The 15,411-nt window shown below is 64.1% G+C and carries 14 protein-coding genes; 4 read left to right on the top strand and 10 right to left on the bottom strand.

From position 1 onward, the window contains the following. Window positions 1-57 precede the first annotated feature (57 nt). The 3 genes from ssuE to IFT44_RS16150 form a co-directional block, all read right to left on the bottom strand. The gene (gene ssuE / locus IFT44_RS16160; protein ID WP_122479879.1) at window positions 58-651 is read right to left on the bottom strand and encodes an NADPH-dependent FMN reductase; all 594 of its coding nucleotides are present in this window, start codon (window positions 649-651) and stop codon (window positions 58-60) included. A 295-nt stretch (window positions 652-946) separates the two neighbouring features. Beyond that, complete coding sequence (locus IFT44_RS16155) at window positions 947-1,585, bottom strand: peroxiredoxin (protein WP_122479880.1); 639 nt, start codon at window positions 1,583-1,585, stop codon at window positions 947-949. 152 nt (window positions 1,586-1,737) lie between these two features. Then, a complete protein-coding gene (locus tag IFT44_RS16150) occupies window positions 1,738-3,078 on the bottom strand; it encodes an OprD family outer membrane porin (protein ID WP_192176222.1) in 1,341 nt (446 codons plus the stop codon). A 416-nt stretch (window positions 3,079-3,494) separates the two neighbouring features. Here IFT44_RS16150 and tauA point away from each other — a divergent pair, with 416 nt between their 5' ends. From tauA to tauD, 4 genes are read left to right on the top strand one after another with little or no spacing between them, the layout of a single operon-like run. Continuing rightward, window positions 3,495-4,475, top strand: a complete 981-nt coding sequence (gene tauA / locus IFT44_RS16145) for a taurine ABC transporter substrate-binding protein (protein ID WP_122796192.1) — start codon at window positions 3,495-3,497, stop codon at window positions 4,473-4,475. Between the two features lie 28 nt (window positions 4,476-4,503). After that, window positions 4,504-5,310 (top strand): taurine ABC transporter ATP-binding subunit, encoded by an 807-nt coding sequence (tauB, locus tag IFT44_RS16140; RefSeq protein WP_122479883.1) that lies wholly within the window; start codon window positions 4,504-4,506, stop codon window positions 5,308-5,310. Beyond that, window positions 5,307-6,137 (top strand): taurine ABC transporter permease TauC, encoded by an 831-nt coding sequence (gene tauC / locus IFT44_RS16135; RefSeq protein WP_192055056.1) that lies wholly within the window; start codon window positions 5,307-5,309, stop codon window positions 6,135-6,137. The genes tauB and tauC overlap by 4 nt, the downstream gene beginning before the upstream one ends. Before the next feature lie 31 nt (window positions 6,138-6,168). Then, window positions 6,169-7,002 (top strand): taurine dioxygenase, encoded by an 834-nt coding sequence (tauD, locus tag IFT44_RS16130; protein ID WP_192176221.1) that lies wholly within the window; start codon window positions 6,169-6,171, stop codon window positions 7,000-7,002. A gap of 37 nt (window positions 7,003-7,039) precedes the next feature. On the opposite strand, the gene gcvH is transcribed toward tauD, so the two are convergent. The 7 genes from gcvH to pepP all read right to left on the bottom strand — a co-directional run bounded on the left by gcvH (window position 7,040) and on the right by pepP (window position 15,393). Further along, window positions 7,040-7,423, bottom strand: coding sequence for a glycine cleavage system protein GcvH (gcvH, locus tag IFT44_RS16125; RefSeq protein WP_122479886.1), 384 nt, complete (start codon window positions 7,421-7,423; stop codon window positions 7,040-7,042). Between the two features lie 44 nt (window positions 7,424-7,467). Next, window positions 7,468-8,550, bottom strand: coding sequence for a glycine cleavage system aminomethyltransferase GcvT (gene gcvT / locus IFT44_RS16120; protein ID WP_192176220.1), 1,083 nt, complete (start codon window positions 8,548-8,550; stop codon window positions 7,468-7,470). 125 nt (window positions 8,551-8,675) lie between these two features. Then, window positions 8,676-10,301: an ABC transporter permease gene (locus IFT44_RS16115; protein ID WP_192050078.1), complete on the bottom strand. Its 1,626-nt coding sequence runs from the start codon at window positions 10,299-10,301 to the stop codon at window positions 8,676-8,678. A 206-nt stretch (window positions 10,302-10,507) separates the two neighbouring features. Next, window positions 10,508-11,509, bottom strand: coding sequence for an extracellular solute-binding protein (locus tag IFT44_RS16110; protein WP_192176219.1), 1,002 nt, complete (start codon window positions 11,507-11,509; stop codon window positions 10,508-10,510). A 118-nt stretch (window positions 11,510-11,627) separates the two neighbouring features. Beyond that, a complete protein-coding gene (locus tag IFT44_RS16105; protein ID WP_192176235.1) occupies window positions 11,628-12,845 on the bottom strand; it encodes a 2-octaprenyl-3-methyl-6-methoxy-1,4-benzoquinol hydroxylase in 1,218 nt (405 codons plus the stop codon). Between the two features lie 23 nt (window positions 12,846-12,868). Next, the gene (gene ubiH / locus IFT44_RS16100; RefSeq protein ID WP_192176218.1) at window positions 12,869-14,065 is read right to left on the bottom strand and encodes a 2-octaprenyl-6-methoxyphenyl hydroxylase; all 1,197 of its coding nucleotides are present in this window, start codon (window positions 14,063-14,065) and stop codon (window positions 12,869-12,871) included. After that, on the bottom strand, window positions 14,062-15,393 hold the full coding sequence (gene pepP, locus IFT44_RS16095; RefSeq protein WP_192176217.1) for a Xaa-Pro aminopeptidase: 1,332 nt from the start codon (window positions 15,391-15,393) through the stop codon (window positions 14,062-14,064). Before pepP ends, ubiH begins: the two co-directional genes overlap by 4 nt. Between the last annotated feature and the right edge of the window lie 18 nt (window positions 15,394-15,411).

The raw sequence follows: 15,411 nt of genomic DNA, 5'->3' as shown, positions 1-15,411 counted from the left end.
GCGGGCCAGTAAGGTGGGTACAGCGAAAAGTGTCGCGGCCGCGAGCGGCGGTTGGAATCAGATGCTCCAGCGGGCACTGCGCAGGCTTTGCATGAGCAAGGCCGGGTCATGGGTCTGTGGTTTGCGCAGCAGGAAGGCATGAAACTCCTGCAGCGCATTTTCCAGGCGCTGCTCGAGCGCTGGCGCCAACTGGGCTGCATGACTGCCTTCGCCATAGGCGATCTGGCTGTCGTCGGCGAAGATGCCCTGGAGCATTTCCTGGGCCTTGAGCGAAGCCAGCACTGGTTTCAGCGCGTAGTCCACCGCCAGCATGTGGGCGATGCTGCCACCGGTGGCAATGGGCAGCACCACCTTGTTGCTCAGAGCACGCTCGGGAAGCAGGTCCAGTAGCGTCTTCAGCGCACCGGAGAACGACGCCTTGTATACCGGCGTGGCAACCACCAGGCCATCGGCCTTGCCGACCAGTTCGTTGAAATGCAGTACGTGCGGGCTGTCGAAGCGGGCATGCAGCAGGTCTTCGGCCGGGAAGTCCCGTACCTGAAACGTCACCACTTCGACGCCTTGTCGTTGCAGCCACTGCTTGCTGCGCTCCAGCAGTACGCCGGAGCGCGAGCGCAGGCTGGGGCTGCCGCCCAGGGATACGACCAGCATGGGGTAAATCCTTGAATAGCGAAATCGGAGCGCTTCTGGAGAAGTCGCCGGAATGGAAGGAACAGTAGCAGGCAGGATTTATATCTTTAAATCATATTTATTCATTTGGTTATTCGATAAAAACATATACCTACATTTTCCTATCCCTTCTGCGCACACCGCATGGATATCACCGCGATCCCTGTAGCAGCGGCGCAAGCCGCGTCAGCGGGCCATGCGGTGCATTTGATACACCGCGACGTCCTGGACGCGGCTCGCGCCGCTGCTACAGAGGGCAAGTTGTATCAGGTTCAGATCAGCGGTTGGGCTGGGGGGTCAGGCGCAGGTAGGGTTTCACTGCCGTGTAGCCCTTGGGGAAGCGCTGCCTGATTTCCTCTTCGTCCTTGAGCGAAGGCACGATCACCACGTCATCGCCATCCTGCCAGTTGGCCGGGGTAGCAACCTTGTGGCTGTCGGTCAATTGCAGCGAATCGATCACCCGCAGGATCTCGTGGAAATTGCGCCCGGTACTGGCCGGGTACGTGATGGTCAGCCGCACCTTCTTGTTCGGGTCGATGACGAACAGCGAACGCACCGTAAGGGTGTCACTGGCGTTCGGGTGAATCAGATCGTAGAGCTGGGACACCTTGCGGTCGGCATCGGCCAGGATCGGGAAATTCACTGTGGTGCCCTGAGTCTCGTCGATGTCGCCGATCCAGCGATGATGGGATTCGACCGGATCCACCGACAGCGCGATGGCCTTGACGTTGCGCCTGGCGAACTCGTCGGCGAGCTTGGCGGTAAAACCCAGTTCGGTGGTGCACACCGGCGTGAAATCGGCGGGGTGCGAGAACAGCACCCCCCATTGGTCGCCCAGCCATTGATGGAAGCTGATGGTGCCCTGGCTCGAGTCCTGCTGGAAATCGGGGGCGATGTCGCCGAGTCGAATGGTCATGGTGATGCTCCTGGGCTGTTGTGCGCATGACTGTGCACTGAGCGGCCCGGAAACAAAAAGAATGGATCGTGCTGGGGCTAGGCGAAACGGGAATAACGCCAGGGCAGAAAACAAAAAGCCCGCACAAGGCGGGCTTTTTCCAACGGCACGTATTACTTGAAAGCGTACGTGTAGTTGAAGATCAGACGGGTCTGATCGGTGTTGGTGCCGACGTCGCTGCGGTAGGTACCGTTACGCAGGGTGGCGCCGAAGTTCTTCAGCAGACCGCTCTGGATCACGTAGTCGACGCGCATGTCGCGTTCCCACTCGGAGTTGTTCGAGTCACCGGTACCGGCCGCGCGAATGTCGTCGCCATGCAGGTAGGCAACCGAGGCTTTCAGGCCAGGGACGCCGATGCGGCTGAAGTCATAGGAGTACTGGGCGAACGTGGTGTTTTCGCCAGCGCGGGTGAACGAGTTGACCATGCTGTCGGTGAACAGATAGACGCTGGAACCGCCGTTGCCTTCGTTGCGGTTGTTGCCATCGACAACGCTGCCGTTGTTGATGAACGGCATGCCGCCGTCGTCGCCCACTTGCTGGTAACCGGCCAGGAATGCGTGGCCAGCGATGCTGTAGGTGAAGATGGCACTCCAGGTCTTGTTGTCGACTTCGCCAGGGTTCTTGGCGTAGCCGCTGTTGTTGTTGAAGCGGTAGCCAGCATCACCGTTCTTGCCGTCGGAGCTGCTGTCGAAGTAGCGCAGGTCGGTCTTGAACGACTGGTCTTCACCCAGGGGCAGTACGTGCACGGCGCCGAGGAAGGTCTGCTTGTAATAGTCTTCCAGCTGCGCGTGGTAGACCTGCAGGGTCAGATCCTTGGTGGCCTTCCAGTCGACACCGGCGAACTGGAAGTTGTTCGAGTCCTGCGTACCGCCGTTCAGGCCCAGGCCCGAGTAGTTGCTGGTCGCACGGCCCGCAGACTTGTTCAGTCGGCCGACGGTGAAGGTGAAGTTGTCCAGGTCCTTGGAGGTCAGGATACCGCCCTGGTAAACCGCAGGCAGCAAGCGACCATCGTTGGATACCAGGATCGGCAGGTTGGGCTGCAGTGCGCTACCCACCTTGAGTTCGGTCTTGGCGAACTTGACCTTGCCGTTGGCGCCTACACGCGACCACGACTTCTCGGCCGAACCGTCGGTGTCGCTTGGGAAGAAGCTGTTGTTGTTCGGGTGGTGACCACGGCCGCCGTCCAGGTGGATGCCGGTCATGCCCTGCACGTCCAGACCGAAGCCGACGGTGCCGGGGGTGTAGCCAGAAATGAAGTTGAAGAGGAAGCCTTGAGCCGATTCTTCCTGGTCGTTCGCCGTGCCTTCACGGGTATCGTTGCGGAAATACATGGTCCGCGAGCTCAGCGTTGCTTTGCTGGCTTCGAGGAAACCCGAGGGTGCCGGATCGGCGGCGTAGACACTGGTGGAGATGCTGGCGAGCGCGATGGCTGCGGCGAGCGACTGCTTGTACATGTGATGCTCCTCTGGTTTCTAATTTTTGTGGTGTCTTTGGTCGGGGGTCTGGCGCCCCTTGTCCGCAGATGCGCGATTAGCGCCAAAGCGTGACCGGTTAGTCAATGTTTACAAGCCGATTCGAGACCTTGGTCTAAGCCAAACTCTGGGTGCCGAGGTTAACGAAATTTTCACAAAACCAAAAAGAATTGTTTCAAGTTTTTTTAGAATTTAAATGCATAACAACCTTGTGCGTCCAAACAAAAAAGTTCAATCCAGTTGCAAAACATAAGCTAATTCCTAAACGGTATTTCAAAGCCGTTTCTTATATCGTTTAGATTCGCCCTCATTCGCCCTTCCGACACTTGCCGTTTCGCGCTTTGGCAGCGCGGGTTCGAAGGTCCTCAGCCACCCGACTCTCGCAAAAGGCAGCCACCATGGCCAAGCAGCATTTCGCACGAAAACTGGTCAGCACCCTGGCCCTGGCCAGCCTGGCCATGGGCATCCAGGCCGCTACGTTGACCGTCGGCTACCAGACCGGCATCGACCCCAGCAAGGTCGCCCAGGCCGATGGCACCTATGAAAAGGCCATTGGCGAGAAGATCGACTGGCGGCGCTTCAACAGTGGCCCGGAAGTGGTCACGGCGATTGCCTCGGGCGATGTACAGATCGGCAACCTGGGATCGAGCCCGCTGGCAGCCGCCACGTCACGCAAGCTGCCCATTGTCGCCTTCATCGTTTCTGCACAGATCAATTCCGCCGAAGCCCTGGTGGTGCGCAACGGCAGCGGTATCGACAACCCGCAGCAGTTGGTCGGCAAGACCATTGCCACACCGTTCGTGTCCACTTCCCACTACAGCCTGCTCGGCGCGTTGAAGCATTGGGGTCTGGAAGGCAAGGTCAAGGTGGTCAACCTGCAGCCGGCCGAAATTGCCGCTGCGTGGAAACGTGGCGACATCGATGGCGCCTTCGTCTGGTCGCCGGCCCTGGGCGAGATCCGCAAGAGCGGCAAGACCCTGACCGATGCCGCACAGGTCGGCCAGTGGGGCGCACCGACTTTCGAGGTCTGGGTGGCGCGCAAGGATTACGCCGAGAAGCACCCCGAGGTGATCGCCCGGTTCGCCAAGGTCACGCTGGATTCGTTCGCCGACTATGCGAAGAACCAGGCGCAGTGGACCGCCGATTCCGAGCCGGTACGCAAGATCGCCAAATTGACGGGAGCCAACGCCGCAGACGTCCCCGACCTGCTCGCCGGCTCCACCTACCCCGATGCCCAGGCCCAGGCCTCCGCCGCGCTGCTGGGTGGCGGCACCGCGCAGGCGGTGGCCAAGACGGCCGAGTTCCTCAAGGAGCAGGGCAAGCTGGAAGCGCTCCTGCCTGACTACACGCCGTACGTCAGCGCCCAGTTCGTTCAGTGATCGCGCGCATGCCAACCGGAGTTCGACCGTGGCCCAATTGATTCTTGACCGTATCGGCGCCCACTACCCGGGCGCCGCGCAGCCGGTGCTGCAGGACATCTCGCTGAGCCTGGGGCCACAGCAGCTGTGCGTCGCGCTGGGCCCATCGGGCAGCGGCAAGACTTCGCTGCTCAACCTGATCGCCGGTTTCGTGGCTCCCAGCAGTGGCCGCATCACCCTGGACGGCGTTGCGGTGAAGGGGCCGGGGGCCGACCGTGGCGTGGTCTTTCAGGATGACGCCTTGTTGCCCTGGCAGGACGTCCTGACCAATGTCGCCTTCGGTTTGCAACTGGCAGGCACCGGCCGGGCGCAGCGTGAGGCGCGGGCGCGGGACATGCTTGCGCTGGTCGACCTGGCAGGTTTCGGCGAGCGACAGATATGGCAACTCTCCGGTGGCCAGCGTCAACGCGTGGGCCTGGCTCGAGCGCTGGCGGCCGACCCGCAGGTGCTGTTGATGGACGAGCCGTTCGGCGCACTGGATGCGTTCACCCGGGAGCAGATGCAGGAGTTGCTGCTGCAGGTCTGGCAACGTACCGCCAAGCCGGTGTTCCTGATTACCCACGACATCGAAGAAGCGGTATTTCTGGCCACCGATCTGATTCTGCTGGCGCCCAACCCCGGCCATGTCGAGGAGCGCCTGAGCCTGGACTTCGGCCAGCGCTATGCCGCTGGCGAGAGCGCCCGGGCGATCAAGTCCGATCGCCGATTCATCGAAACCCGCGAGCACGTCCTTGCCCAGGTTTTCGCCCAGCGCGTTGTCACACAGGGCGCCATTGCGCGCAAGGAGCCGGCATGAGCCTCTACCCGACGCACGCTCTCGACAGCGCCCGCGCACCTGCCGCGCGCCGGCCCTGGCGCTTGAGTACGCGCGCCATCAGCACGTTGACCCTGGCAGGCGTGCTGGCACTGTGGTGGGCGGTGACCGCCTCCGAGCTGATAGAGCCCCTGTTCCTGCCCTCGCCCGGCGCGGTGCTGGACAAAGCCTGGCTGCTGGCAACCCAGGGCTATATGGACGCCACGTTGTGGCAACATTTGGGTGCCAGCCTGGGGCGCATCGGCCTGGCCTTGGCATTCGCCGTGCTGTTCGCCATTCCGGTGGGCATCGCCATCGGCCACAACCGCATAGCGCAAGGCATTCTCGATCCGCTGATCGAGTTCTACCGGCCCATCCCGCCGCTGGCCTACCTGCCGCTCATCGTGATCTGGTGCGGCATCGGTGAAACCTCCAAGGTGTTGCTGATCTACCTGGCCATCTTCGCGCCGATTGCCATCGCCACGGCCACCGGCGTGCGCAATGTCGATCCCGCCCGTTTGCGCGCCGCGCAATCGCTGGGCGCCACCCGGGCGCAGCTGATCCGCCACGTGATCATACCCAGTGCGCTGCCGGACATCCTCACCGGTATCCGCATCGGCCTGGGCGTCGGCTGGTCGACCCTGGTCGCCGCCGAGTTGATCGCAGCCACCAGCGGCCTGGGCTTCATGGTGCAGTCGGCCGCGCAATTTCTGGTCACCGATGTGGTGGTGCTGGGCATCCTGGTCATCGCGCTGATCGCCTTCGCTCTGGAAATGGGCCTGCGCGCCCTGCAGCGGCGCCTGGTGCCCTGGCACGGCCAGAGCCACTGAACCAGCCACTTTGCCAACAGAGCTGACCAACATGACTCTGCACATCACACCCTTGAACCCGACCATCGGCGCGGTCATCGAAGGCGTCGACCTCAGTCGGGAACTGACCCCGGCCCAGCAGCGCGAGATCGACGCCGCGCTGCTCGCCCATCAGGTGCTGTTCTGGCGCGACCAGCCGCTGACGCCTTTTCAGCAGGCACGGCTGGCGCAGCAGTTCGGTGACCTGCACGTTCATCCGATCTATCCCAGTGTGCCGGGGCAACCCGACGTGCTGGTGCTCGACACCGCCGTGACCGACGTACGCGACAACGCCATCTGGCACACCGACGTGACCTTTCTGGCGGAACCGGCGATGGGCGCCATACTGACCGCCCAGCAGGTACCGCCCTTTGGCGGGGACACTTGCTGGGCCAGCGGAATCGCGGCATTCGAGGCGCTGTCCAGGCCCATGCAGGCCCTGCTCGACGGTCTGACCGCCACCCATGATTTCGCCAAATCGTTCCCGCTCGAACGCTTTGGCAACGATGCCCAGGCATTGGCGCGCTGGGAGCAGACCCGCCGGCAACATCCCCCGCTGTCACACCCGGTGGTACGGACCCATCCAGTCAGCGGGCGCAAGGCGTTGTTCGTCAGCGATGGTTTCACCACCCACATCAACGAACTTTCGACAGCTGAAAGTCAGGCGCTGCTCGACCTGCTGTTCGCCCACAGCACGCGTCCGGAGTTCTGCGTACGCTGGCAATGGCGCCAGGGGGACGTGGCCTTCTGGGACAACCGCGTGACCCAGCATTACGCGATAGACGACTACCGCCCGCAGCGACGCGTGATGCATCGAGCGACGATAATGGGGGATCGACCGTATTGAACGCACGGGGGGCGGCGATGGCCGCCCCCGCTGGCCGTCATTCGCCGATGGCGGCCTTGTAGCCGGCAGCGTCGAGCAGCGTGTCCAGCTCACTGGCAGCGCTTGGCTTGAGCTTGAAGAACCAGGCGCCATAGGGTTCGCCGTTGACGCTTTCCGGGCCATCGGCCAACGCTTCGTTGATCGCGATCACCTCGCCCCCCACTGGGGAGTAGATGTCCGAAGCGGCCTTGACCGACTCGACCACGCCCGCCTGATCGCCGGCGGCGAAGACCTTGCCGACTTCCGGCAGCTCGATGAACACCACGTCACCCAAGGCTTCCTGGGCGTGATCGCTGATGCCCACGGTCACCGTGCCATCTGCTTCCAGGCGTGCCCACTCGTGGCTTTCGGCAAAACGGAGTTCAGCAGGGATATCGCTCATAACATTGTCCTCAACAAGGGTCAGCGGCCAGCCCGCCATACGATTCAGATCAGGGTTCTACCATGCCGGACGAAGGTCGGCTTGACCACCCGTACCGGGTACCATTTGCCACGTATCTCGACTTCCGCACGGTCCGCGGTCGCCATCGGTACACGCGCCAATGCAATCGACTTGCTCAGCGTAGGGGAGAAACTACCACTGGTGATCTCTCCTTCGCCAACTCCGGCGATGCGGACCACCTGATGCGCGCGCAGCACCCCGCGTTCTTCGAGCACCAGGCCGACCAGTTTCATCGCCGGCCCGGCGGCCCGTTCACGCTCCAGCGCCTCGCGCCCGATGAAGGCGCGCGCGCTCGGTTGCCACGCCACACTGCCGGCCATGTTGGACGCCAGCGGCGAATGCGCCTCGTCCATGTCCTGGCCATACAGATTCATCCCGGCTTCCAGACGCAGCGTATCGCGCGCGCCCAGGCCGATGGGCGAAATGCCCGCACCGATCAATTCGTTGAAGAAATCGACCGCCTGCGCGGCGGGCAAGACGATCTCGATACCGTCCTCGCCGGTATAGCCGGTGCGGGCAATGAACCAGTCGCGATGGTGACGGCCTTCGAAAGGGTTCAGTTGCAAAAGCAGCTCGCGGCGTTGGCTGCCCAGCAGGGCGGCGACCTTGCGCCGTGCCTGCGGCCCTTGCACGGCCAGCAACGCCAGCTCGGGGCGCTCGCGCCATTGCACATCGAACGTGCCTGCCTGGGCGCTGAGCCAGGCCAGGTCCTTGTCACGGGTCGCGGCATTGACCACCAGGCGATAGCCTTCCTCGGTGCAGTAGGCGATCAGATCGTCCACGACCCCGCCCTCGGCGTTGAGCATGGCGCTGTACAAGGCCTGGCCAGGGCCGGTCAGGGTGGCGACATCGTTGGCCAACAGGTATTGCAGGAACGCCCGGGCGTCCGGCCCTTGGACATCGATCACGGTCACATGCGACACGTCGAAGACGCCGCAATCGCGACGTACCTGATGATGCTCTTCGACTTGCGAGCCGTAATGCAGGGGCATGTCCCAACCGCCAAAATCGACCAGCTTTGCGCCGAGGGCAAGATGCAGGTCATACAGAGGCGTGCGCTGTCCCATGGGTTTCTCCTTCCGGGCGTGGCGAAAGCGCAGGCGAATTGTCCTTGGTGCCTGCGCCGGATGCGGCGCATTGTAGCGACAAGGTCGCGGGCGTGATATCTGTAGCGACAAGGTCGTGTAGCCGGTCAGTGGTTTCGACCGACCTGGCGCGCCGAACGTCGAATCAACCCGATGACCGGCAGCAGGCCGACCAGCACCAGGGTCAGGGCAGGCAGCGACGCCCGCGCCCATTCCCCTTCACTGGTCATTTCGAATACCCGCACCGCCAGCGTGTCCCAGCCGAACGGGCGCATCAGCAAGGTCGCCGGCATCTCCTTGAGCGTGTCGACGAACACCAGCAGCGCGGCGCTGAGCGTGCCGGGCAGCAACAGGGGCAGATAGACCTTGAAGAACAGCCGCGGACCACCCACTCCCAGGCTTCGTGACGCCTCGGGCAGCGAGGGGCGAATCCGCGCCAGGCTGCTTTCCAGCGGCCCATAGGCCACCGCGATGAACCGTACCAGATAGGCCACCAGCAGCGCCGCCACACTGCCCAGCAGCAATGGCCGCCCGGCCCCGCCCAGCCAGCCGGACAGCGGCACGACCAGCTCGCGGTCGAGAAAACTGAAAGCCAGCATCAGCGACACCGCCAGCACCGACCCCGGCAAGGCATAGCCCAGGTTCGCCACCGCCACTCCGGCGCGAATGCCTCGCGTAGGCGCCTGCCGCCGCGCAAACGCCAGCAGCAGCGCTACCGTGACCGTGATCAGCGCGGCCATGGCGCCCAGGTACAGGGTATGCACGATCAGCTCACGGTAACGTTCGTCGAGGTCGAAGCGCCCGCGCTGCCAGCACCACACCACCAACTGCAGCATGGGCACGACGAAGGCGCAGGCGAACACCAGCGCACACCAGCCGCTGGCCACCCATGCCTTGAGCCCGCGCAGCCGATACAGCGCCTGCCCACGCGGGCGTTCGCTGGCCGCATGATCCTGACCGCGCGCACGCCGCTCGCCGTAAAGCACCAGCATCACGGCCAGCAACAGCAGGCTGGCCAGCTGCGCCGCGCTGGAGAGGCTGAAGAAGCCGTACCAGGTCTTGTAGATGGCCGTGGTGAAGGTGTCGAAATTGAACACCGCCACGGCGCCGAAATCCGCCAGGGTTTCCATCAATGCCAGTGCCACGCCCGCACCGATGGCCGGCCGGGCCACCGGCAAGGCTACTCGCCAGAAGGCTTGCCAGGGGGATTGGCCGAGCATGCGCGCCGCCTCCATCAAGCCCTTGCCCTGGGCCAGGAACGCGGTCCGCGCCAGCAGGTAGACGTACGGGTAGAACACCAGCACCAGAACGATGATGACCCCTCCCGTGGAGCGCACCCGCGGCAGGCGCAGGCCGCTGCCGAACCACTCGCGCAGCAGGCTCTGCACCGGCCCGGCAAAATCCAGCAGGCCGACGAAGACGAACGCCAGTACGTAGGCCGGAATGGCAAACGGCAACATCAAGGCCCAGTCGAGCCAGCGCCGGCCGGGGAATTCACACAGGCTGGTAAGCCAGGCGAGGCTGACGCCAAGCACCGTCACGCCCGTACCTACGCCAAGCACCAGGGTAAGCGTATTGCCCAACAGGCGCGGCATCTGCGTATCCCACAGGTGGGACCATATCTGCATGTCGATGCTTTGCCAGGAAAGCACAAGCACGCTCAACGGCAGCAGCACCAGCCCGACCACGGCCAGGACCAGCGGGTACCAACGGCGTTGGACGGAAGAAGACAATGGGTTCACTCGTGGTTTTCAGGTTGCAGGCTTCTCGACGCCGTCCACTACCGTGTGGAGCTTACTGCGCAGTGTCAGCATGTACGGTGGCGCGCCGTTCGCGGGCAGAGACCCGCTCCCACAGCGGAAGCAAAAAGGCACCAATAGCACCCGTTCTTCTGTGGGAGCGGGTCTCTGCCCGCGAAGGCCGCCCCACCGATATCAGCTCAGTTCCAGCCCGCCCGATCCATCAACCGGATCGCCTCGGCCTGACGCTTGCCGGCCACTTCCACGGGCAAGGTGTCGGCCTTGAACTCACCCCAACTGGCGACTTCTGCAGATGGAGCCACCGTCGGGTTGGCCGGAAACTCCTGGTTCACCCCGGCAAAGATCGCCTGCGCCTGCGGCCCGGTCATCCACTCGACCATCGAAATGGCCGCCTGCGGATGCGGTGCATACTTGTTCAGGCCAATGCCCGACAGGTTCACATGAACGCCGCGATCGCCCTGGTTCGGCCAGAACAGCTTCACGCCCAGATTCGGCTGCTGCTTGTGCAGGCGCCCATAGTAATAGCTGTTGACGATACCCACGTCGCACTGCCCGGCGTCGATGGCCTGCAGCACCGCAATGTCATCGGAGAACACGTCGGTGGACAGATTGTTCACCCAGCCCTTGAGAATCTGCTCGGTCTTCTCGGCGCCATGGGTCTCGATCAACGTGGCGGTCAGCGACTGGTTGTAGACCTTCTTCGCCGTACGCAGGCACAACCGCCCTTCCCACTGCTTGTCGGCCAAGGCCTCGTAGGTGCTCAGCTCCTGCGGCTTGACCCGTTCGCTGGCGTAGGCGATGGTCCGCGCGCGCAGGCTCAGGCCGGTCCATTGATGGGACGCGGCACGGTATTGCGCGGGAATGTTGCCGTCAATGACGGCTGACGTGATGGGTTGCAGGATACCCATCTGCTCGGCCTGCCACAGGTTGCCGGCGTCGACGGTGAGCAGCAGGTCGGCCGTGGCGTTCTGCCCTTCGGCCTTGATGCGCTGCATCAACGGCGCTTCCTTGTCGGTGATGAACTTGACCTTGACCCCGGTTTTCGCGGTGTAGGCGTCGAACACCGGCTTGATCAGCTCGTCGATGCGCGAAGAATAGACGACCACTTCATCGGCAGCGTGGGCGTTGCCACCCAACAGACAGAGCGCCAGTGCAGCGAGAAGACGTTTGCGCGCCATCATGAGGGAACCCTTGCCATTCGAGTGAGGGCGAAATGGTAGTGAATCACATTTAGCTTCTCAACCGAACTTGGGGCCCAGCCGTTACCAAATGTTACCAGCCATCGATCACACCTAATGCCTACAGGCGTGCCAGCGCAGGCAGATCCCCCGTGAGGCCAAGCGCCTGGCGGACGAACAGCGCCTTGGCTTCGGGTAGTCGTTCCACCCATTTCAAGCCCGTGTTGCGCAGCCAGCGCAGCGGCAGCTGATCGGCCTGGAACAGGCGCTCGAAGCCTTCCATGGCCCCCATCAAGGCCAGGTTGTGCGGCATGCGCCGACGCTCATAGCGGCTCAGCACGGGCAGGCCGGCGAGCCGTTCGCCTCGCTGTCGGGCATGTATCAGCTCTTCGGCCAGCACGGCGGCGTCGAGCAAACCCAGGTTGACCCCCTGCCCGGCCAACGGATGGATGGTGTGCGCGGCATCGCCGATCAGCGCCAGGCCGGTCTCCACGTAGCGCTTGGCATGCCGCTGGCGCAATGGTACGCACAGGCGGGCATCGGCAGCGACCACTTCGCCCAGACGGCCCTCGAAGGCCTGCCCCAGGGCTTTGCAGAACGCGGCGTCATCCAGCGCCATCAAGCGCTCGGCCTGCTCCGGCGTGGCCGACCAGACGATCGAGCACCAATGCTTGCCATCTCCGCGCTGCAGAGGCAGAAACGCCAGCGGGCCGTCATCGGTAAAACGTTGCCACGCCGTATCGCGATGCCCCTCGCTGCACTGCACGCTGGTCACGATGGCGTGGTGCAGGTAATCCCACTCGCGCGTCTCGCAACCCGCCAGACCACGGACCGCCGAATGCGCGCCGTCTGCGGCGATCACCAGCGGGGTACGCACGGTCTGGCCACCGGCCAGGGTCAACAGTCGGTCATCGCCCGAATAGCGCAACTGCTCCAGCCGGGCATTGGCCAGCAGACGAATTCCGCTGTCCTGCAACTGCTCGAGCAGCGCGTCCTGAACCACGCGATTCTCGACGATGTGCCCCAGGGTGTCGGCATGCACGCTGGCCGCGGAAAAATTGATCTGCCCGGTACCGCTGCCGTCCCATACGCACATGTGGCCGTAGGGGTTGGCACGCCGCGCCTGGATACCGTCCCAGGCGCCCAGGCGCTGAAGAATGCGCTGGCTGGCCACGGACAGCGCACTGACCCTAGCCTCGAACGGCGCCAGTGCGTCGAACGGCTTGCCGGTCAACGGCCCGCCGTCGATCAGCAGGATGTCCAGGCCGCTGTCACGCAGGGCAAGTGCCAGCGCGCTGCCGACCATGCCCGCGCCGACGATGACCAGGTCGGCGCGCAGTTCATTCGTATGGGTCACTGAATTCATTGCCCTTCGATCTCCGACCGAGTGCCCAGGCCCATGGCCTGGCGTGCGAACCAGCGCTTGGCCGGCGGTAGCAGATCGAGCCCCAGCAGGCCCAGGTTACGGCCTACTGCAAGCCATGGATCGGGCGTTGCGAACAGCCGCGTCAACTGGTCCGAAAAGCCCACGGTCAGCCGCTGGTCCAGGCGCTGGCGTTGCGCATAGCCACGCAGCAGGGATAGCTGCCCCAAATGACCGGTGCTGGCGAGCAAGGCCTCGGCCAGCGCCTGCACGTCGCGCATCGACAGGTTGAAGCCCTGCCCGGCGATGGGGTGCAAGGCATGCGCCGCGTTGCCGAGCACGACCAGATTGGAGCGCACCTGCTCCTCGGCCTGCACCAGCGACAGCGGGTAGACGTGCCGAGCGCCGACGCGCTGCAGCGTGCCCAGGCGATAGCCGAACACCCCCTGCAGCTCTTGCAGAAATGCCTGGTCGGGCAAGCCCTGCAAGCGTCGAATGTCGGCGGGAGTACGGGTCCAGATGAGTGCGCAGCGGTTGTCGGGCAACGGCAACAGGGCCATCGGCCCGTCATCGGTGAAGCGCTCGAACGCCTGGCCCTGGTGCGCATTGCCTGGGGTGACGTTGGCAATCAGGGCGTCCTGATCGTAGCGCGTCTGTTGCACGGCGATGCCCAGCTGCTCGCGCAACTCGGAACGACCGCCGTCGGCCAGCACGGCCAGGTCGCACTGCAGCTGGGTGCCGTCGTCCAGGGTCAATTCATGGCCGTCAGCCAGCGCCTGCATCCGAGTCACTTCCGCTGGGCACCGCCAGCTCACGACCTCTTGGTCCAGCGCCTGCCACAGGCACTGCCCCAGCCAGGCGTTCTCCACCACATAGCCCAAGGCCGGCACGCCCTCGTCATCGGCACGAAGCCGCGCGGTGCCGAAGCGACCGCGGTCGGACACGTGGATCTGGCGGATCGCTTCGGCGCGCTGGCTGATCGCCGGCCACAAGCCCAGGCGTTCGTAGATCTGCCGGGTGCCGAAGGACAACGCCGAGGAGCGCGCATCATAGCTGGGCTGATAGGCATCGCCCGGCGCGAAACGCTCGATCAGCACGATCTTCCAGCCGCGCGCCCTGGCCCCGGCCTGCAACGCCAGGGCCAGGCTCGCGCCGACCAGCCCGCCACCAATGATGGCCAGGTTGAAGCGGCTCATGCGTCCGCCCGTGCGGCGGCCATCAGCGCCTCGATCTCGGCGACCGACTTGGGCACTGCCTCGGTAAGAATCTCGCAGCCTTTCTTGGTCACCACAACATCGTCCTCGATTCGTACGCCAATGCCGCGCCACTTCTTCGCAACGCTGAGGTTGTCGGGCGCTATGTAGATGCCAGGTTCGACGGTCAAGGTCATGCCGGGTTCGAGCACCCGCCACTCGCCGCCGACCTTGTACTCGCCGACATCGTGCACATCCAGCCCCAGCCAGTGCCCGGCGCGGTGCATGTAGAACGCGCGGTGCGCATCGCGGGCGATCAGCTCGTCGACCTCACCCTTGAGCAGGCCCAGCCGCACCAGCCCCCGGGTAATGACCTGGACCGTCGCTTCATGGGCCTGGTTCCAGTGCTTGTCGGGCCCGATGGCGGCGAAGGCCGCCTGCTGCGCCTCGAGCACCAGCTCATAGATGGCTTTCTGTTCGGGTGAAAAGCGGCCGCTCACGGGGAAGGTCCGGGTGATGTCGCTGGCATAGCAGTCGATTTCGCAGCCGGCGTCGATCAACACCAGATCGCCGTCGCGCAGCACCGCATCGTTCTGCTGGTAATGCAGGATGCAAGCATTGCGACCGGCCGCGACGATCGAGCCATAGGCCGGCATCTTCGCCCCGCCCTTGCGGAACTCGTAGTCCAGCTCGGCCTCCAGGCTGTACTCGTGCAGCCCGGCACGACAGGCCTGCATGGCGCGTACATGGGCGCGTGCGGAAATATCGGCGGCCCGGCGCATGACCTTGACCTCGGCAGCCGACTTGTACAGGCGCATGTCGTGCAGCAGGTGGTCGAGCGCCTCGAATTCATTGGGTGGCTGGGCGCCCAGGCGCGCCTTGGAACGGATGCTGTTGATCCAGTCCATCAGGTGCCGGTCGAACTCGGGGTGGCTGCCGATCGACGAATAGACGCGGTCGCGCCCCTCGATCAGGCCGGGCAGGATGTCGTCGATATCGCTGATGGGAAAAGCGTCATCGGCACCGAAATCGCGGATTGCCCCCTCCTGCCCGGCCCGCAGGCCGTCCCACAGCTCGCGCTCGGGATTGCGCTCGCGGCAGAACAGCACATACTCGCCATGCTCGCGCCCCGGAATCAGGGCAATCACCGCCTCGGGCTCGGCAAAGCCGCTCAGGTACTGGAAGTCGCTGTCCTGGCGGTAGATGTGCTCCACGTCGCGATTGCGGATGGCCACGGCGGCGGCAGGCAGGATGGCGATGCTGTTGGGCACCATCTGCGCCATCAGCGCCTTGCGGCGGCGGGCAAATTCCGATTTCGGGATGTGGCTCATGGGCAGGCAAAGGCTCCG

This window comes from Pseudomonas sp. CFBP 13710, from assembly GCF_014842235.1.
Taxonomy (GTDB): domain Bacteria; phylum Pseudomonadota; class Gammaproteobacteria; order Pseudomonadales; family Pseudomonadaceae; genus Aquipseudomonas; species Aquipseudomonas baltica.
The sequence above is the reverse complement of the archived record's forward strand: the minus strand, read 5'-3'. Positions and strand labels throughout refer to the sequence as shown.